The sequence below is a fragment of the Methylobacterium dankookense genome, from assembly GCF_902141855.1.
GTDB lineage: Bacteria > Pseudomonadota > Alphaproteobacteria > Rhizobiales > Beijerinckiaceae > Methylobacterium > Methylobacterium dankookense.
On the sequence record NZ_CABFVH010000019.1, the window covers coordinates 13,771 to 32,650 of the forward strand.

The following is an 18,880-nucleotide window of genomic DNA, read 5'->3' on the forward strand; positions in this document are numbered from 1 at the left end:
CTTCCCGCCGGGCGGACCTGCCGCCCGAGGGGGGAGCGATGGCGATCCAGGGCGGGCGCATCCGGGTGCTGCGGGAGGCGGAGCCGCGGCCCGGGGCCGCCTACGTGCTCTACCTGATGCAGCAGGCGAACCGTGCTCATCACAACCCGGCGCTCGAAGTGGCGATCGAGGAGGCCAACCTCCTCGGCCTGCCGGTGGTCGCCTGTTTCGGCCTCCTCGATGGCGCGAACGGCTTCCCCGAGGCGAATGCCCGGCACTACGCCTTCCTGCTCCAGGGCCTCGCCGACGCGGCCGCGGGCCTCGCCAAGCGGGGCGTCGGCTTCGTGATGCGCAAGGCCTCCCCCGCCGAGGTCGCGGTCGATCTCGCCCGTGATGCCGCTCTCCTCGTCCTCGACCGCGGCTACCTCGCCATCCAGAAACGTTGGTACGGGGAGATCGCGCGGGGCGTCGACACCCGCATCCTCCAGGTCGAGGGCGACGTGGTGGTGCCGGTGGAGACGGCCTCCGCCAAGCACGAATACGCCGCCCGCACCCTGCGCCCGAAGCTGCACCGGCTCTGGGACGAATATCTCGAACCGCTCTCGGCCCGTCGCGTGAAGCACCGCGCCGACGGGCTCGGGCTGGCGAGCGCGGTCGACATCTCGGACCCGGAGGCGGTGCTCGCCGGCATGAAGCTCGACCGCTCTGTGGCCCCGGTGACGCGCTTCCGCGGCGGCGAGGGCGCGGCGCGTGCCCGCCTCGAAGCCTTCCTCGCCGACGGGCTCGACGGCTATGGCGGCGACCGCAACCGCCCGGAGGCGGGCGCGGCCTCGCATCTGAGCCCCTACCTGCATTTCGGGCAGATCTCGCCGGTGGAGATCGCCCTCGCCGTGCGCGCGGCGAAGGCGGCCGCGGATGCCGATCGGGCCTCCTATCTCGAAGAGCTGATCGTGCGCCGCGAGCTCGCGATGAACCACGTCCACTACACGCAGCGCTACGATTCCTACGATCACGCCGTGCCCGAATGGGCCCGCAAGACGCTGGCCGCGCATGCCGACGACCCCCGCCCCCACCGCTACAGCGAGGCCGATCTCGCCGCGGGGCGGACGCACGATCCCTACTGGAACGCCGCCCAGGCCGAGATGCGTGAGACCGGCTACATGCACAACCACCTGCGCATGTACTGGGGCAAGAAGATCCTCGAATGGTCGCCCTCGCCGGAGGCCGGCTTCGCGCGGACGCTCCGGCTCAACAACCGCTACTTCCTCGACGGGCGCGACGCGAACTCCTTCACCAACGTCGCCTGGGTGTACGGCCTGCACGACCGCCCCTGGGCGCGACGCAAGGTGTTCGGCACCGTGCGCTACCAGAGCGAGAACTCGCTGAGGAAATTCGACGCCAAGGCCTATGTGAAGGCGGTGGAGCGGCTCTGCGCGGCGGAGGGCCGGCCGCAGGAGCTTCCGGTCTGATACGGAATCCGCTTGATCAGAGCGGGCTCCGTATCACCAAGCCCGCGCGGCGTCTGAGCGAAGCCCAAATCCGCCATCCCGAAGGGATCAACCGGATTTGGTATGAGGCCAGCTCCGAGACCGGCTCCGAGGCTCGTTCGAGGCTGCTCCCCCATGGTCGCGGCTGACCGCACCGGTTGAGGCGCTCCCGCAGGGATCGGCGCACGGCTTGACGGCGTCTCTGCCTCAGCTATCAGATATAGCACAAGCTATATCTGATAGCTGAGGTGGGATGATGCACGCGTGGACCGGCACCGGAACCGCAATCCTCGCCGCATGTCTCGCCGTGGCCGCTTCGCCGGCCCAGGCGCAGACGCGGCCGACCGCCCTCGAGAACGCCGCGCCCGCGGGGCTCGACAGCGAGCACCTGTTCGGCTTCGTCGAAGGCTCCGACATCGGCGTGCCCGGCGAGCTCGAACTGGAGACCGAGATCACCGGGCGCATCGGCCGCCGCGGGGGCCGGTTCCAGGCCTTCGACGGCGGGCTCGTGCTGAAGATCCCGCTCGATCCGAGCGTCCGCGTTGCGCCGGGGATCGGGTTTCACCGCTACGCCGTCGCTGGGATGCCCGATCTCGCCGACCGCCGGTCCGGTGGGCTGACCGGCGCCTTCGTGGAGACGCGCCTGCGCTTGCTGGACCGCCGGGAGGCGCCGTTCGGTCTGACCCTCAATCTCGTGCCGAGCGTCGGGCGCATCGAGGCCGGGTCCGGCCTCCCGGCCGAGAGCTACGGCCTGGATTCCGCCTTGCTCGCGGATTGGGAGATCGTTCCGGGCCGCCTCGTCGCCGCGGTCAATCTGGGGCTCTCGCTCGCCGCGACGCGTCTCGACGGGAGCGGGGAGCGCCTCCGCGGATCCGGCTTCGAACTCGCGGGCGCCCTCGCCTACGAGGCCCGGCCCGGCCTCTTCCTCGGCGCCGAGGCGCGCTACGCGGAAGCCTACGAGGGGCTCGGCCTCGACCGTCTCGCGGGCCGGGCCGTCTATGTGGGGCCGACCCTCTACACCACGCTCTCGCCCCATGCCTGGCTCTCGCTGGCCTGGAACGTCCAGGTGGCCGGGGAGGCGGCGGACGAGCCGCGGCCCCTCGATCTGACGAATTTCGACCGGCACCAGACGCGGCTGCGCATCGGCGTCAGCTTCTGAGGGCTGCGGCCTCTCCGACGTCCTCGTCTGCGCCCCGCCGGACCGTTGCCCGGCAGGTCCCCCGGCCGTGTCGGTGCGGGCGGCGATGTGCTAGGCCGGAACGCAAAGCCCGCCGGTCACGACGGCGCAGCGGGCCTCGGGTCGGAGACCGTGGGGGACGGGGCCCGGCGGCCCGGCCCCTGCATGCGACGTTCCTGCCCGGCCGGGTGAGCCCCTTCGAGACGATGCCGCGCTTCCGCTATCGCTCCGCCATGACGCGCCTGCGCCGCTCATCCGCGGAGGCCTTCACGCTCTGGCGCGGACGGCTGCTGTTCCTGGCGGGCGGGGTCGGCGTCGGGCTCGCCGCGGTGCTGATGGCGAAATGCGCGGATGCGGCGCAGGCCCTGTTCCGGGACCTGATCGCCCCCTCCCCGCTCCTCGCCCTCGTGGTGACGCCCGCGGGCTTCGCGCTGGCCGCGCTGCTTGCCCTCACCGTGTTCCCGAACGCGCAGGGCTCCGGGATCCCGCAGGTGATCGCCGCCCGCCACAGCCGCGATCCGGGCTTCCGGGAGGCGCTGATCTCGCTGCGGGTGGCCGTCGGCAAGATCGCGGTGATGAGCCTCGGCCTGCTCTGCGGCGCGTCGGCCGGGCGCGAGGGGCCGACCGTGCAGGTGGGCGCCGCGATCATGGCGGCCTTCGGTCGGCTCACGCCCGAGCGGCTCCCCGGCCTGATCCTGGCCGGCGGCGCGGCGGGGGTGGCTGCGGCCTTCAACACGCCGCTCGCCGGCATCGTCTTCGGCATCGAGGAGCTCGGCCGGGCCTACGAGGCGCGCGCCACGGCGCTGATCGTCGCCTGCATCGTCGCGGCGGGCCTCACCTCCCTCTGGCTGGTCGGCAACTACACCTATTTCGGCACGGCGCAGGTGAGCCTGCCGCTCGGCCAGGCCTGGGCGGTGGTGCCGGTGCTCGGCCTGCTCGGCGGCCTGGCGGGCGGGCTGTTCTCGCGCCTCGTCATCGCCGTCGGCCGCGGCCTGCCCGGGCGGGCCGGACGCTGGATCGCCACCCGGCCGGTGGCCTTCGCGGCCCTGTGCGGCCTCGGCGTCGCCCTGTGCGGGCTCGCCTCCGGCGGCACGGCCTACGGCACCGGCTACGAGGAGGCCCGCGCCATCCTGCACGGCGAGGCCCCGGCCCGGCTCGATTTCGCGCCGCTGAAATTCGTCGCCACCGTGCTGTCCTCGGTGAGCGGCATCCCGGGCGGCCTGTTCGCGCCCTCGCTCGCGGTCGGCGCCGGCCTCGGCGGGGCGCTGCACGGGCTGTTCGGCGACGTGCCGGTGGGCGCCCTCGTGCTGATCGGCATGGTGGCCTACCTGACCGGCGTCCTGCAGGCGCCGATCACCAGCTTCGTCATCGTCACCGAGATGACCCAGGACCACGCCATGATGATCCCGCTGATGCTGGCGGCCCTCCTGGCGGACGCTGCCTCCAAGGCCGTCTGCCGCGGCGGCCTCTACCATACGCTGGCCGAGATCATCCTGGCCAAGGAGCGCCAGCCGGCCGAGCGCGTCGGCTGAAACCCGGGATCCCAAAGGGAGCACCCCTTTGGCGGGGTCTCGGGGCGGCGCCCCGAGGCTTCCCAGGGCTCCGCCCTGGACCCGCCAAAGGCCTGAGGCCTTTGGAAACCCGGATGGGCTGCCTGCATCAGAGCTTCCCGCAGATGCCGACCATGCCGGCGGAGTCGGCCGGGCAGGCGGCGCTCGGGGCGCCGTCCGTCTCCGAGACCACCGGCGTGCCGGATCTCAGGCAATAGGCCGACACGAAGACCTCCCCGCGCGTGCAGGACACCGTGCAGCCGCCGGACGCGCAGGATTCCGCGCGGACGGCCCGCAGCGGCGATGCGGCCGGCGCGGCCGCCGGGCCCGGCGCCCCGGCCGCGCCCCTGGCGCCCGGCTCGCCCTGGCTCCCCGCTTCGCCCTTGGGCCCCGCCTCGCCGCGCGGGCCGGCCGGGCCCTGGGAACCCGCGGGGCCTGCCAGGCCGGGCTCCCCCTTCGCTCCGGCGGCGCCCGCCTCGCCCTTGGCTCCCGGTTCGCCCTTGGCCCCCGCCTCGCCCGGCGCCCCGGCCGGTCCGATCGGGCCGGGCTCGCCCTGCGGACCCGGCTGCCCCTCCGGCGCACAATTGGCGATCACCGCCTCGCGCTCGTCCTCCTCGCTCTTGAGTGTGACCACGCAGGTGCCCGGCCGGTAGGGCAGGCGGAACACGAAGCGGCCGCGGCGGTCGGCCTGGATCGAGATGTCGTCGTCCAGCACCACCACGGCGCCGGACTTCCGGACCGAGCCGGAGATGCGCAAATCCCCCGCCTCGATGCGGGCGTCGTAGACCATGATCGGCTGGCTCGGCGTCTGGGCGCGCCGCGGCTTGGCGGCCGAGGGAGGGGCTGAAGGGGCGGCCGGGCGGGCGGACTGGGCGGCAGGCGGCGCGGTTTCCTGTGTGAGGGCCGCGCGCGGACCGGCGAGCAGGAGCAGCCCTGCGGCGAGGGCGAGAGCGCGCGTCGGATGCATGGACGTTTCCACCTTGGCCGGTCGAACTTGGCCGGTCGATCCGGCGGCGGGACATTGGCGCCGCCGCGGCGTGGCGGTCAACCGGGGCGGCGGGCCGCGTCTCCTCCCCGCAATCCACAGCCATCCACAGCAACCCACAGGCCAAGTCCTTGATGGTTCGGGTATCCCCGGATCCGGCCCTGCCTGCCGCATTTATGTTCTTGATTTGTTCTTACGGAGTCGGATCCTTGGCGCATGGCCGGAGCCGAGCCGATGGAGCCCCCCGATGACGCGATTCCGGACCGGCCAGCGCGCGAGACGCTCGCGCATCTGCGGGCCCGCATCGCCCCGGCCGAGGCCGCCTCCGGCCCCGTCCTGCCCCTCGGGGCCCCTCCCCTCGACCAGCGCCTGCCGGGGGGCGGGCTGGCGCTCGGGGCGCCGCACGAGATCGCGCCCGAGGATGTGGGGGACGAGGCCGCCGCCCTCGGCTTCCTCCTCGCCCTCCTCGCCCGCCGCCTCGCGGAGGGCCCCGGCGAGGCGCTCCTCGTCCTCGCGCCGGGCCATCCCCTGCCCTACGGCCACGGCCTCCTCGCCCTCGGCCTCGATCCGGGCCGGCTGCTCTTCCTGGAGGCGGGGGACGACGTGGAGGTCTTCCGCGCCCTTGAGGCGGCGCTGCAGGCGGGCTCGCTGCCGGCGGTGGCGGGCCTCGTGGCGGAGGGGCTGCCCCTGGTCGCGGGGCGGAGGCTCCAGCGGGCGGGCGCCGGCACGCTCCTCCTGATCCTGCGCCCGGCGGGCGCGGGGCGGCCGAACGGGGCGGCCACGCGCTGGCGGATCGCGGCCGCGCCGGCCGCACGCGATGGGGCCGCCAACCCGCGCCCGCGCTGGCGCGCCCGGCTCGAGCGCTGCCGCAACGGCCGCACCGGCGACTGGCTGATGGAGTGGGATGGTGGCGCGCATCGTTTCGATCTGCCTCACGGACTGGCCGGTCGTGCGCCTGCGGCGGGCGGGACGCCTGCCTGAGGACGGGGTGCCCGTGGCGCTGGCCGCGGCCGGCCCGGGCGGGCTTCGCCTCACCGCCGTCGATGCGGGCGCGCGCGCCCTCGGCCTGCGCCCCGGCGAGCCCCTGGGCCGGGTGCGGGCGCGGGTCGGCAGCCCTTTGCGCATCCTGCCGGCCGAGCCGGCGGCCGACGCCGCCGCCCTGGAGCGCCTCTGCCTCTGGGCGCAGCGCTACACGCCGCGCGTGGCCCCCTTCGGTCCGGGCGAGGATGCCTTCGGCCTCCATCTCGACGTGACCGGCGCCTGCCACCTGCACGGGGGCGAGGCGGGGCTGCTCGACGACCTGGAGCGCCGGCTCGCCGCGGGCGGCATCCCCGCGCGGCTGGCGCTCGCCGACACGCCCGGCGCGGCCTACGCGCTCGCCCGGTTCGGTGCCGCCGCGCGCAGCCACGTACCGCCGGGCGGGACGGCGGCGGCGCTCGCCGAGCTACCCGTCGCGGCCTTGCGCTGCGACGCGGCGACGGTGATCGCCCTGAAGCGTCTCGGCCTGAAGCGGATCGGCGCCCTGGCCCGCGCGCCGCGGGCCCCCCTCGCCCGCCGCTTCGGCGCGGCCCTGATGATGCGCCTCGACCAGGCGCTCGGCCTGCGCCCCGAGCCCCTGGCGCCGATCCCCGAGACCGCCCGCTACGGCGCCGCCCGCTCCTTCCTCGATCCGGTCTCGCGGCAGGAGACGATCGTCGCCGTCGCCCGCGCGCTGATGGGCCAGATCGCCCCCCGCCTCGCCGCGCACGGCCTCGGCGCCCTGGCCCTGCGCCTCTCGCTCCACCGGGTGGATGGGGCGGTGAAGGCGCTCGACCTCGGCCTGGCGAGTCCGGGGCGCTGCCCGGACCGGGTCGCCGGGCTGCTGCGCCTGCGCCTCGACCGGCTGGGCGCGGCCCTCGATGCGGGCTTCGGCTTCGAGAGCATCCGCCTCGACGTGACCGCCGCCGACCGGATGCCGGAGGCGCAAGGGATGCTCGGGGCCGGCCCGGCGGAGGACGGCATCGCGGACGGCACCGCCGCCCTCGCCGAGGCCCTGGGCCAGCGCCTCGGCCGGCCGCTCCTGCGCCTCGGCGGGGTGGCGAGCCACCTGCCGGAGCGGGCCGACCGCATCCTGCCCTGGCGGCCCGGGACCGGTCCGGCCTGGAGCCCCGCCCCCCTGCCGCCCCGGCCCGTGCTGCTCCTCGCCCGCAGCGAGCCCGCCGAGGAGGTGCTGGCGCTCGCCCCCGAGGGGCCGCCGCGGCGCTTCCGCTGGCGTGCCCGCCTGCACCGGGTCGCCCATGCCGAGGGGCCGGAGCGGATCGCCGCCGAATGGTGGCGCGCCGACGGCCCGGCGCGCGACTACTACGCCGTCGAGTGCGAGGCCGGCCGCCGCCTCTGGCTCTACCGCAGCGGCCCCCACGCGGCGGAGCGCCCGGCCGCGTGGTTCGTGCACGGGGTCTTTGCGTGAGCAGGGGGCGGGAGAGCGATACGACGATTCAGGATGAGAGGCGGGTCCCCTCTCCCGTTCGGGAGAGGGACAGGGTGAGGGTCGAGAACTGTCAGGACAGAGCGGAGCCGGAGCCGCTGCACCGTCGCGACCATTCCGGACACTTCTCATCCCTCACCCCAACCCTCTCCCGAACGGGAGAGGGGACCTGTCGCGGTTCCCGTGAATATCCGGAAGCCGGGTTCCCCGCTCTCGCCCCCGCAGAGGGGGGAGGAGGCGGGAGGCGCGCCTCTCGTGCCGTCCCGTGAGCGGGCCTTACGCCGAGCTCGCCGTCTCCACGAACTTCTCCTTCCTGCGCGGGGCCTCGCACCCGCAGGACTATGTGGAGCAGGCGATCCTCTACGGCCTCCACGCCATCGGCATCGCCGACCGCAACACCACGGCCGGGCTGGTGCGGGCCTACGCGGCGGCGCGGGTGAAGCCGGACAAGGCCCGGAAGGCGGGCGATCCGGAACACTGGAAGATCCGCTTCCTGCCCGGCATGCGCCTGGTGACGGAGTGCGGCTTCGAGGCCATCGCCTACCCGATGGACCGGGCGGCCTATGGCCGGCTCTGCCGCCTGCTCTCGGCGGGCAACCGCCGCGCCCGCAAGGGGGAATGCCTGTTCTCGCTCCGGGAGATGCTGGCCCATGCCGAGGGGCAGGTCTTCATCGCCATGCCTCCGGCAGGCCTCATCATGCCTCCGGCAGGCCTCATCATGCCTCCGGCCGGCCTGGAGATGCCGGAGGATTTCCTGGCCGCCACGCGGAAGCTCGCCGCGGCGGCGCCGGGCCGGACCTTCCTCGCCGGCAGCCACGCCCGGCGCGGCGACGAGCGCGTCCGCCTCGCGCGCCTCGCCGAGACCGGCGACAGACTCGGCGCGCCCATGGTCGCGGTCTCGGACGCGCTCTACCACCATCCCGCCCGGCGCCCCTTGCAGGACGTGCTCGCCTGCATCCGCGAGGGCTGCACCCTGGCCGAGGCCGGCTACCGCCTGGAGGCCAATGCCGAGCGCCATCTGAAGCCCGCCGATGAGATGGCCCGCCTCTTCGCCGACCATCCGGAGGCCATCGCCCGCACCGTCGAGATCGCCGAATCCTGCACCTTCTCGCTCGGCGAGCTCGCCTACGAGTACCCGGACGAGCCGGTGCCGCCGGGCCGCTCGCCGCAGGAATATCTCGAGGACAGGACCTTCCATCACGCGGGCTGGCGCTTCCCCGGCGGCATCCCGCCCGAGATCGAGGCGACCCTGCGCGAGGAGCTGCGGCTCATCGCGAAGATGGACTATGCCCGCTACTTCCTCACCCTCTACGAGGTCGTCGCCTTCGCCCGCAGCCGGGGCATCCTCTGCCAGGGGCGCGGCTCGGCGGCCAATTCCGCCGTGTGCTACTGCCTCGGCATCACCGCGGTCGACCCGACCGAGATCCGGCTCCTGTTCGCGCGCTTCATCTCCGAGAACCGCGGCGAGCCGCCCGATATCGACGTCGATTTCGAGCACGAGCGCCGCGAGGAGGTGATCCAGCACCTCTACGACAAGTATGGCCGCGAGCGCGCCGCGATCTGCGCCACCGTGATCCATTACCGCCCGCGCTCGGCCATCCGCGAGGTCGGCAAGGTGCTGGGGCTGACCGAGGACCTGACCGCCGCCCTCGCCGACACGGTCTGGGGCTCCTGGGGCAAGGACTTGCCGGACGCCCATATCGTCCAGGCCGGCCTCGACCCGGGCAATCCCCTGATCCGGCAGGCGGTGGACCTCGCCACCGCCCTGATCGGCTTCCCGCGCCACCTCTCGCAGCATGTGGGCGGCTTCGTGCTGACGCGGCATCGCCTCGACGAGACCGTGCCGATCGGCAACGCGGCCATGCCGGGGCGCACCTTCATCGAGTGGGACAAGGACGACATCGACGTGGTCGGCCTGATGAAGGTCGACGTGCTGGCGCTCGGCATGCTCACCTGCCTGAAGCGCGGCCTCGATTTCCTGGAGCGCGATTACGGCCGCGCCTATCCGACCCTCGCCGACCTGCCGCAGGGCGACTGCGAGGTCTACGCGATGCTGGCCCGGGCCGATTCCGTCGGCGTGTTCCAGGTCGAGAGCCGGGCCCAGATGGCGATGCTGCCGCGGCTGAGGCCGCGGGAGTTCTACGACCTCGTGGTGCAGGTGGCGATCGTGCGCCCCGGGCCGATCCAGGGCGACATGGTCCACCCCTACCTGCGCCGGAGATGCGGCGCGGAGCCCGTCACCTATCCGGCGCCCCATCCGGACCACGGCCCCGCGAACGAACTGCACGCCCTCCTGCACAAGACCTACGGCGTGCCGCTCTTCCAGGAGCACGCCATGCAGATCGCTATCACCGCGGCGGGTTTCACCCCGGCCGAGGCGGACGGCCTGCGCCGGGCCATGGCGACCTTCCGGCATGTCGGGACGATCGGCTCCTACGAGGCGAAGTTCATCGGCGGGATGACCGGCCGCGGCTACCCGCGCGACTTCGCCGAGCGCTGCTTCGCGCAGATCCGCGGCTTCTCCACCTACGGCTTCCCCGAGAGCCACGCCGCAAGCTTCGCCCTCCTCGTCTATGCCTCGGCCTGGCTGAAATGCCGGCACCCGGACGTGTTCCTGGCCGCGATCCTCAACGCGCAGCCGATGGGCTTCTACCAGCCGGCCCAGCTCGTGCGGGACGCCCGCGCCCACGGCGTCGAGGTGCGCCGCGTCGACGTGAATGCCAGCCACTGGGACTGCACCCTGGAGCCGGCCTCGGGGCGCCCGCCGCCCGGCGTCGAGCGGCGCATGGCGGTGCGTCTGGGCTTGCGCCTGGTGAGCGGCCTGTCCGAGGCCGCGATGCGCCGCCTCGTGGAGCGGCGCGGCAACGGCTATGCCAGCATCGAGGGATTGCAGGCGGCCCTGGCGCTGCCCCGCCACGCCCTGGAGCGGCTCGCCGAGGCCGACGCCTTCCGCTCCCTCGACCTCGACCGGCGGGCGGCCCAATGGGCGGTGCGCACCCTCGAAGGCGGCCCTCTGCGCGATCCGGTGCGTGGCACGGTGGGCGGCGCGGTCGCCGCGGACGAGCGCCGCGCGCAGGGGCTCGCGGCACCCCTGCCCCTCTTCGCCCTGCACGCCGATGACGGGCTGTTCCGCCACGAGCCGGCGGTGGATCTCCCCGCCATGCCGCTCCCCGAGGCGGTGGCCGAGGACTACACCGCGACCGGCCTCTCGCTGCAGGGCCATCCGGTCGCCTTCTTCCGGGAGCGCCTCACCCGGATCGGCGTGATCCCGGCCCGCGCGCATCTCGACCGGGACAACGGCGCCCGCGCCAGCGTGGCCGGGCTCGTGCTGACGCGCCAGCGCCCGGGCACCGCCAAGGGCGTGGTCTTCCTGACCCTCGAGGACGAGACCGGCATCGCCAACGTCATCGTCTGGCGCAAGGTCTTCGAGGCGAACCGCCGCGCCGCGATGACGGCCCGCTTCCTGGCCGTGCAGGGCCGGGTGCAGCGGGCGGGTGCGGTGGTCCACCTGATCGCCGAGCGCTTCCGCGATCTCACCGAGGAATTGCGCGCCCTGCGCGAGGGCGGCGTGCGCCTGCCGCCCGAGACCACGGATTTCGACGCCCCGGTCGACCGCCGCGTCTTCCGCAGCCGGGATTTTCATTGAGGGCCGGCGCGATCGCCGTCATCCCACCCGCGACCTCATCCTGAGGTGTGAGGCGTCAGCCGAGCCTCGAAGGAGGCCTCCAGGGCGCGCGAGGCAACTGGAGCCCTCCTTCGAGGCCTCCGCTGCGCTGCGGCACCTCAGGATGAGGCCGTGTATGGGACGAGACAGGGCTCCGAAGCCGGAACCGGCTTCCGGCGACGCCTCACATCACCCGCCGCGCCTGCGGGAGTGCCGTCAGCGCACGATCACCGTCGCGCCCACCGGCACGCGGTTGAAGAGGTCGACCACGTCGATGTTGCGCATGCGGATGCAGCCGGAGGAGGCGGCCTGGCCGATCTTCTCGGGCTCGTTGGTGCCGTGGATGCGGTAGAGCGTGTCGCGCCCGCCCTCGGAGAGGTAGAGGGCGCGGGCGCCGAGCGGGTTGGCCGGGCCGCCCTCCATGGCGTGGACGTGCGGCCAGCGCCGGATCATCTCGGCGGGCGGGTGCCAGGAGGGCCACTCGGCCTTGCGCGCCACCGTGGCGCGGCCGGACCAGCCATAGGCCTCGTCGCCGACCGTGACGCCGTAGCTCATAGCCTTGCCGTCGGGCAGGACGAGGTAGAGCAGGCGCTCCTTCGTCTCGACCACCACGGTGCCGGGGGGTTCCTTGGTCGGGTCGCTCACGAGCCAGCGGCCGTAGCGGGGATCGTCCTCGGCCTGCGGCACGAGGGCCATGAAGGCGGTGTCCCGAGCCGACAGAGTCGGATCGGGCACCGCCTTGAAGTTGCAGCCTCCGAGGAGGACGGCACACGCTATGATCGGGACGGTGCGCATGTCATCCGCCGTTCGAGGCTACCCCCCAGATCCCAGGCCACGTCTCATGGTGGTTTCAGGAGGCTGGATAACCATAACCGCTCGCGGCACCGGGCCGTAGCCTCGGACGTTGGCTCCGTGCCACATTGCCCGGCGCTGTTGCAGGCGCGCGACAGACGCGCCGGCGCCCTGGGCTGCCGCAGCCTTTCCGGGAGGGTTCAGAGAGCCGTGACCACCCTGTATGTGAGCCACCCCTCCGCTCTGGACCACATCGTCCCCGAGGGTCATCCCGAGCGGCCGAGCCGTATCCGCGCGGTCGAGCGCGTGCTGGAGAACGAGCGCTTCGCCGGCCTCGTGCGCGCCCAGGCCCCGAAGGCCGAGGCCTCGGTCGCGACGCTCGCCCATCCCGAGGAGTATGTGGAGGCGATCCTCGCCGCCGCGCCCAAGGAGGGCATGGTCGCCATCGACGGGGACACGGTGATGTCGCCGGGCACCCTCGAGGCGGTGCTGCGGGCGGTGGGCGGCGCGATGCACGCGGTCGACGCGGTGGTGGCCGGCGAGTGCTCCAACGCCTTCGTGGCCATGCGCCCGCCCGGCCACCATGCCGAGCGCAACCGCGCCATGGGCTTCTGCGTGTTCAACCAGGCGGCCATCGCCGCCCGCCACGCGCGCAAGGCGCACGGCCTGTCCCGCGTGGCTCTCGTCGACTGGGACGTGCACCACGGCAACGGCAGCCAGGACATCTTCTGGGACGACGGCACGGTGATGTACGCCTCGACGCACCAGATGCCGCTCTTCCCCGGCACCGGCGCCGCCTCGGAGCGGGGCACGCAGGACACCATCGTCAACGTGCCGCTGCGGCCCAACGACGACGGCGCCGTGTTCCGCGAGGCCTTCGAGACGATCGTGGCCCGCGTCGACGCGTTCCAGCCCGACCTGATCCTGGTCTCGGCCGGCTTCGACGCCCACCGCCTCGACCCGCTGGCGAACCTGCGCCTCGATGAGGCCGATTTCGGCTGGGCCACGCGCAAGCTCCTCGACCTCGCCGACCGCCATGCCGGGGGCCGCCTCGTCTCGGTCCTGGAGGGCGGCTACAGCCTCGAAGGCCTCGGCAAGTCGGTCCACGAGCACGTGGACGCGCTGATGGGGCACTGAGCCCCCCTCAAGCGGGTCGCTCAGTCCTTATTTCCGCCGATCCTCTTCTCGACCTCAGAATGAGGTCGAGGCAGGGATGACCGGATAGTCCCTGCCGCAGGCATGCCGCTCCGGCAATCGCGCCATGCTGCGCTGCGGCGACCGAGAATTAACCGATCGCAGTGCACACCTTGGACAGGTCAACCTATCGACCTGCACTATAAATCCAGGGGGCAAACTATCATGCTTGGCTCGATATCCATCAGAGGTAAGCTCATTGCCTGTTTCGGCCTGATGTTCGCGCTGGTGCTCGCGCTCTCGGGCCTCTCGTTCACGCAGATGCGGGCGATGTCCTCCGCCGCGACGGAGCTGGGCGGGGTCCGCCTTCCCGCCACCCAGGCGCTCGGCAAGATCCAGGCCCTCGCCCTGCGGATCCGCATCAATGGCGGCCGCCTGCTCTCGGCCCAGACCCAGCAGCAGAAGACGGAGGCCGTCACCTCGCTGGAGCAGCGCCTGGCCGAGCTGAAGGTCCAGCAGGGCGCCTTTCAGGCCCTGATCGCCTCGCCGGAGGAGACGGCGCTCTACGCGCACTTCGAGCAGGCCTGGGCCTCCTACCTAGCCCTGCACAAGGCCACCATGGCCCAGGCCGAGCGGGGCGATCAGGCGGGCGCGATGCAGAGCTACGACACGCGGATGTCGGACGGCATCCGGCAGGTCATCGCCGCCCTGACCGCCCTCACCGAGCGGGTCGACGCCGCCGCGCAGGCGAGCCGCTCCGAGGCCCAGGCCGCCGACCAGCGCGCCAACACCCTGCTCCTCGGCCTCACGGCGCTCGCCCTGGTGCTCTCGGCCGGCGCCGCCCTCCTCCTCATCCTGGAGGTGAGCCGTCCGCTCGGCACCATGACCGCCGCCATGCACCGCCTCGCCTCGGGCGATACCGGCAGCGAGATCCCCGCCGCCGGCCGCCGCGACGAGATCGGCGCCATGGCCGGCGCGGTGCAGATCTTCAAGGACAACATGATCCGCGCGCGCGCCCTGGAGGAGGAGACTGCCCTGGCCCGCGCCGGTGCGGAGGCCCAGCGCAAGGCGGCGATGCGCGAGATGGCCGACGGCTTCGAGGGCGCGGTCGGCGGCATCGTCGCGCGGGTCTCGGCCGCGGCGGCCGAGCTGCAGGCGACGGCCCAGACCATGACGGCCACCGCGAGCCAGGCCGCGAACCAGTCCACGGCGGTGGCGGCCGCCGCGGAGGAGACCACCACCAACGTGAGCACCGTCGCCGCCGCGGCCGAGGAGCTCGGCTCCTCGGTGACCGAGATCGGCCGGCAGGTCGGCGGCTCGGCCGACCTCGCCCAGGTCGCCGTCGGCGAGGCCGACCGCACGGCCACCCTGGTGCAGGACCTCGCCCAGGCCGCCTCCCGGATCGGCGACGTGGTGGCGCTGATCTCGCAGATCGCGGGGCAGACGAACCTGCTCGCGCTCAACGCCACCATCGAGGCGGCGCGTGCGGGCGAGGCCGGCCGCGGCTTCGCGGTGGTCGCCTCCGAGGTGAAGGAGCTCGCCAACCAGACCGCCAAGGCGACCCAGGAGATCTCCGAGCAGATCGGTCAGATCCAGGGCTCGACCGATCAGGCGGTCCGGGCCATCGGCGGCATCGCGTCCCGCATCCGCGAGATCAGCGGCGTCGCCACGGGCATCGCGGCGGCCGTCGAGGAGCAGGGCGCGGCGACGCAGGAGATCGTCCGCAACGTCGCCCAGGCCGCCACCGGCACCCGCGAGGTGACGACCAATATGGTCGGCGTGGCCCATGCCGCCGAGGAGACCGGGGCGGCGGCCGCGCAGGTGCTCGCCGCGGCCTCCGACCTGTCGCGCCAGTCCGAGCATCTCGGCGGCGCGGTCGCCCGCTTCCTCGCCGGCGTCCGCGCGGCCTGATCCCGAACCGGTCCCGGCCTTGACGGGCCGGGACCGGTCCCGCTCGTCCTACCCTTCCAGCAGCTCGTCGCCCAGAAGCTCAATGCCGAAGCCCGAGAGGCCGACATAGGCGCGCGACGAGGTCGAGAGGTTGCGGATCGAGACCACGCCGAGGTCGCGCAGGATCTGGGCGCCGAGCCCCACCTCGCGCCACTGGCGCACGCGCTGGGCCTCCGCGCCCTCGTCGGCCACCCGCTGCAGCGGCACGCCGGCGGTGCCGTCGCGCAGGTAGACGAGGATGCCGCGCCCTTCCCGCGCGAAGCGGTTCATCACCTGCTCGATCTGGCGCCCGCCCTCGATCACGTCGGCCACCACGTTGGAGCGGTGGAGACGCACCAGCACGTCGCGGCCGTCGCCGATCTCGCCCTGCACGAAGGCGAATTGCTGGATCGACTCGAAGGGCGTGGTGTAGGCGTAGCCGGTCATCGAGCCGAACTCGGTCTTGACCGGGAACTGGCCGACCCGCTCGACCAGCTTCTCGCGGGCCTGCCGGTAGGCGATGAGGTCGGCCACCGAGACGCGCTTGAGCGCGTGCCGCTCGGCGAACTCGGTGATCTGCGGCCCCTTCATCACGGTGCCGTCGTCGTTGGCGAGCTCGCAGATCACGCCGACCGGCGGCAGCTTGGCCAGCCGGCACAGGTCGACCGCGGCCTCCGTGTGCCCCGAGCGCATGAGCACGCCGCCGTCGCGGGCGATCAGCGGGAAGACGTGGCCCGGCCGCACGAAATCGGCCGCGCCCATGTTGCCGTTGGCCAGCGCCCGCACCGTGTTGCAGCGCTGCTCGGCCGAGATGCCGGTGGTGAGCCCGTGCTTCACGTCCACCGTGACGGTGAAGGCGGTGCCGAGCGGCGCGTCGTTGGCCGCCACCATCGGCGTCAGGTGGAGCCGGCGCGCCTCGCCGAGCGTGACGGGCGCGCAGACGATGCCGCAGGTGTTGCGGATGATGAAGGCCATCTTCTCCGGCGTGCAGAGCGAGGCCGCGACGACGAGGTCGCCCTCGTTCTCGCGGTCGTCGTCGTCGGTGACGACCACGATCTCGCCGCGGGCGAAGGCTTCGATGCACTCGATGACGGAGGCGTGGGACACGGGCGGCGTCTCTCAAACTTGCGCGTCTCTCCTCCCCCTTGCGGGGAGGAGCCGGAGGTGGGGGTGGTGCAGGCGGCACCGGGGCGCATCAGTCTGAACCACCCCCACCCCTACCCCTCCCCGCAAGGGAGAGGGAATCAGGGGGGAGGGAATCAGGGTGTGGTTCCGACCTGCCCCCGGTGGCGCAGATAGTGATCGGCGAGCACGCAGGCCATCATGGCCTCGGCCACCGGCACGGCGCGGATGCCGACGCAGGGGTCGTGGCGGCCCTTGGTGACGATCTCGGCATCGTGCCCGTCGCGGGTGACGGTGCGGCGCGGCGTGAGGATCGAGGAGGTCGGCTTCACCGCGAAGCGGACGACGACCGGCTGGCCCGTCGAGATGCCGCCCAGGATCCCGCCCGCGTGGTTGGCCAGGAAGGCCGGGCCGTCATTGCCGGAGCGCATCTCGTCGGCATTGTCCTCGCCGCGGAGCGCGGCCGACGCGAAGCCGTCGCCGATCTCGACGCCCTTGACCGCGTTGATCGACATCATCGCGCTCGCGAGATCCGCGTCGAGCTTGCCGTAGACCGGCGCGCCGAGCCCGGCGGGCAGGCCCTCCGCCACCACCTCGATCACGGCGCCGATGGAGGAGCCGTCCTTGCGGATGCCGTCGAGATAGCCCTCGTAGAAGCGCGCCATCTCCGCATCCGGGCAGAAGAAGGGGTTCCGCGCGACCGCGTCCCAGTCCCAGCGGGCGCGGTCGATCGCGTGCGGGCCCATCTGGACCAGGGCGGCGCGGATCGTCACGCCCGGGATCACCTTGCGCGCGACAGCGCCGGCGGCGACCCGCGCCGCGGTCTCGCGCGCCGAGGAGCGGCCGCCGCCGCGATAGTCGCGGATGCCGTACTTGGCGTCGTAGGCGTAGTCCGCATGGCCCGGCCGGTAGCTGTCGCGGATCTCGGAATAGTCCTTCGAGCGCTGGTCGGTATTCTCGATCACGAGGGCGATCGGCGTGCCGGTGGTGAGCTGGCGCCCGCCCGTGCGGTCGTCGCCGAACACGCCCGAGAGGATCTTGACCTGGTCGGGCTCGCGCCGCTGCGTGGTGAAGCGCGACTGGCCGGGCTTGCGCCGGTCGAGCTCCGCCTGGATCTCCTCGGCTTCCAGGGGAAGCCCGGGCGGGCAGCCGTCCACCACGCAGCCGAGGGCCACGCCGTGGCTCTCGCCGAAGGTGGTGACGCGGAACAGGTGGCCGAAGGTGTTGTGCGACATGGCGCTGCGTGCCTTAGCGCCGATTGGTGCGAGTCACAAACCGAGCCGGCGCGGGGCCGGGCGTGCGGTGGGAGCGGGACCGCCTTCGTCCTCGATCCTTGAACACCTGTAGCTCATAGGCTACAAGTTGCCATGCTTGAGATCCGGCGGACCATCGCCTTCGCGACCTGGCTCGACGGATTGCGGGACGCGCGGGCGAAAGCCCGGATCGCGTTGCGGATCGACCGGCTGGCCCTGGGCAATCCCGGCGACGTCAAGCCGGTCGGCGAGGGAGTGAGCGAGCTGCGGATCGATCACGGTCCCGGCTACCGCCTCTATTTCGTACGCCGCGGGGAGACGCTGATCGTCCTGCTCTGCGGCGGGGACAAGAAGAGCCAGGAACGCGACATCGCCCGGGCGAAGGCCGTCGCTGCGACCGTGTGAGACCGCCATGACCGAGACCCGACCCTACGATTCGGCCGAGCACCTCGATACCGACGAGGCCGTGGCCGAGTACCTCGCCGCAGCCATCGAGGAGGGCGACGCGGCCCTGTTCCGCCACGCGCTCGGCGTCGCGGCGCGGGCGCGCGGCATGACGCAGATCGCGCGAGAGGCCGGCCTCTCGCGCGAGAGCCTGTACCGGGCCCTGTCCGACGAGGGCAATCCGAGCCTCGACACGACGCTGCGCGTGCTGGGCGCCCTCAACGTGCGCCTCACTGCGACGGTCGCGTCCGGCTGAACGCCTTCAGCGGTCCGCGATCTGGAGTCCGCCCCGCGCCTTCAGGGCCCGGTAGGCGGCCACTCCGGTCGCGAGGTCGGCGATCAGGCGCCGCTCGTCGCCGAGATCCGCGAGGCCGTAGCGGAGGCCGAGGATGTGGGCGGCCTCGTAGCCCTCGGGCAGCGCACCCGCGCAGCCGAGCCGGATCGCACGCTCCGGCAGGCGCTCGGCGAAGTCGGCGAGCCTGTCCCGCAGGGCGTCGCCGCTCGCGCGCAGATGGGCCCCCGCCCCCGGCCCGTGCGCGCGGATCGCCGCGACCGTGCCCTGCGCCAGCGAGAGCTGCACCGCCTCGCGGTCGGCCGGAAACAGATAGACGAGGTAGTAGCCCTGCGTGGCGCTCGTCGTGACCGCGGGGTCGAAGGCGGCGAGCCAGGGCACGGCCGCCCAGCGTGTGCCGCGCCCGGGGCTGCCCTTCACGAGGAACGTGCGGTCGATCCCGGCGAGCGCCCGGCGCAGCTCGTCCGGCGCGCCTCTGCGGATCACGGCGGCGAGCGGGTGCCCGGCCGGAGGGCCCGCCTGCGCCAGCGGGTATTCCTCGGCGATGCGCCGGAGCGCGTAGCCGAGGCTCATGCCGGGGAGCGCCGCCTTCCGGGGCTCCGCCCTGG

General features: G+C 73.3%; 15 protein-coding genes. 10 read left to right on the forward strand and 5 right to left on the reverse strand.

Features of this window, described 5'->3' with window-relative positions:
- Positions 1-38: 38 nt before the first annotated feature.
- The 3 genes from MTDSW087_RS15330 (at position 39) to MTDSW087_RS15340 (ending at position 4,175) form a co-directional block, all read left to right on the forward strand.
- On the forward strand, positions 39-1,448 hold the full coding sequence (locus MTDSW087_RS15330) for a deoxyribodipyrimidine photo-lyase (RefSeq protein WP_144765351.1): 1,410 nt from the start codon (positions 39-41) through the stop codon (positions 1,446-1,448).
- 271 nt (positions 1,449-1,719) lie between these two features.
- A complete protein-coding gene (locus MTDSW087_RS15335) occupies positions 1,720-2,625 on the forward strand; it encodes a hypothetical protein (protein ID WP_144765353.1) in 906 nt (301 codons plus the stop codon).
- 224 nt (positions 2,626-2,849) lie between these two features.
- Entirely contained in the window at positions 2,850-4,175 is a 1,326-nt protein-coding gene (locus tag MTDSW087_RS15340; RefSeq protein WP_144765355.1) for a chloride channel protein, read from the forward strand.
- Positions 4,176-4,302: 127 nt separating this feature from the next.
- On the opposite strand, the gene MTDSW087_RS15345 is transcribed toward MTDSW087_RS15340, so the two are convergent.
- The gene (locus MTDSW087_RS15345) at positions 4,303-5,160 is read right to left on the reverse strand and encodes a collagen-like protein (protein ID WP_144765357.1); all 858 of its coding nucleotides are present in this window, start codon (positions 5,158-5,160) and stop codon (positions 4,303-4,305) included.
- Between the two features lie 252 nt (positions 5,161-5,412).
- Between MTDSW087_RS15345 and MTDSW087_RS15350 the strand changes: the two genes are divergently transcribed.
- From MTDSW087_RS15350 to MTDSW087_RS15360, 3 genes are all read left to right on the forward strand, one after another.
- Positions 5,413-6,159: an ImuA family protein gene (locus tag MTDSW087_RS15350; RefSeq protein ID WP_144765503.1), complete on the forward strand. Its 747-nt coding sequence runs from the start codon at positions 5,413-5,415 to the stop codon at positions 6,157-6,159.
- Positions 6,083-7,624: a Y-family DNA polymerase gene (locus tag MTDSW087_RS15355; protein WP_144765359.1), complete on the forward strand. Its 1,542-nt coding sequence runs from the start codon at positions 6,083-6,085 to the stop codon at positions 7,622-7,624. The genes MTDSW087_RS15350 and MTDSW087_RS15355 overlap by 77 nt, the downstream gene beginning before the upstream one ends.
- A 283-nt stretch (positions 7,625-7,907) precedes the next feature.
- Complete coding sequence (locus MTDSW087_RS15360; RefSeq protein ID WP_144765361.1) at positions 7,908-11,288, forward strand: error-prone DNA polymerase; 3,381 nt, start codon at positions 7,908-7,910, stop codon at positions 11,286-11,288.
- 234 nt (positions 11,289-11,522) lie between these two features.
- Here MTDSW087_RS15360 and MTDSW087_RS15365 read toward each other — a convergent pair whose 3' ends face one another.
- The gene (locus MTDSW087_RS15365) at positions 11,523-12,101 is read right to left on the reverse strand and encodes a L,D-transpeptidase (protein WP_144765363.1); all 579 of its coding nucleotides are present in this window, start codon (positions 12,099-12,101) and stop codon (positions 11,523-11,525) included.
- A 207-nt stretch (positions 12,102-12,308) separates the two neighbouring features.
- Here MTDSW087_RS15365 and MTDSW087_RS15370 point away from each other — a divergent pair, with 207 nt between their 5' ends.
- The gene (locus MTDSW087_RS15370; protein WP_144765365.1) at positions 12,309-13,235 is read left to right on the forward strand and encodes a histone deacetylase family protein; all 927 of its coding nucleotides are present in this window, start codon (positions 12,309-12,311) and stop codon (positions 13,233-13,235) included.
- A gap of 222 nt (positions 13,236-13,457) precedes the next feature.
- On the forward strand, positions 13,458-15,143 hold the full coding sequence (locus tag MTDSW087_RS15375; RefSeq protein WP_144765367.1) for a methyl-accepting chemotaxis protein: 1,686 nt from the start codon (positions 13,458-13,460) through the stop codon (positions 15,141-15,143).
- Positions 15,144-15,191: 48 nt separating this feature from the next.
- On the opposite strand, the gene ribB is transcribed toward MTDSW087_RS15375, so the two are convergent.
- Positions 15,192-16,268: a 3,4-dihydroxy-2-butanone-4-phosphate synthase gene (gene ribB / locus MTDSW087_RS15380; RefSeq protein ID WP_144765369.1), complete on the reverse strand. Its 1,077-nt coding sequence runs from the start codon at positions 16,266-16,268 to the stop codon at positions 15,192-15,194.
- Positions 16,269-16,420: 152 nt separating this feature from the next.
- Positions 16,421-17,518, reverse strand: a complete 1,098-nt coding sequence (gene aroC, locus MTDSW087_RS15385; RefSeq protein WP_144765371.1) for a chorismate synthase — start codon at positions 17,516-17,518, stop codon at positions 16,421-16,423.
- 132 nt (positions 17,519-17,650) lie between these two features.
- Here aroC and MTDSW087_RS15390 point away from each other — a divergent pair, with 132 nt between their 5' ends.
- A complete protein-coding gene (locus MTDSW087_RS15390) occupies positions 17,651-17,941 on the forward strand; it encodes a type II toxin-antitoxin system RelE/ParE family toxin (protein ID WP_144765373.1) in 291 nt (96 codons plus the stop codon).
- A 7-nt stretch (positions 17,942-17,948) separates the two neighbouring features.
- Complete coding sequence (locus tag MTDSW087_RS15395) at positions 17,949-18,236, forward strand: addiction module antidote protein (protein ID WP_144765375.1); 288 nt, start codon at positions 17,949-17,951, stop codon at positions 18,234-18,236.
- Positions 18,237-18,242: 6 nt separating this feature from the next.
- Here MTDSW087_RS15395 and MTDSW087_RS15400 read toward each other — a convergent pair whose 3' ends face one another.
- Positions 18,243-18,845 (reverse strand): DUF3578 domain-containing protein, encoded by a 603-nt coding sequence (locus MTDSW087_RS15400; protein WP_144765377.1) that lies wholly within the window; start codon positions 18,843-18,845, stop codon positions 18,243-18,245.
- Between the last annotated feature and the right edge of the window lie 35 nt (positions 18,846-18,880).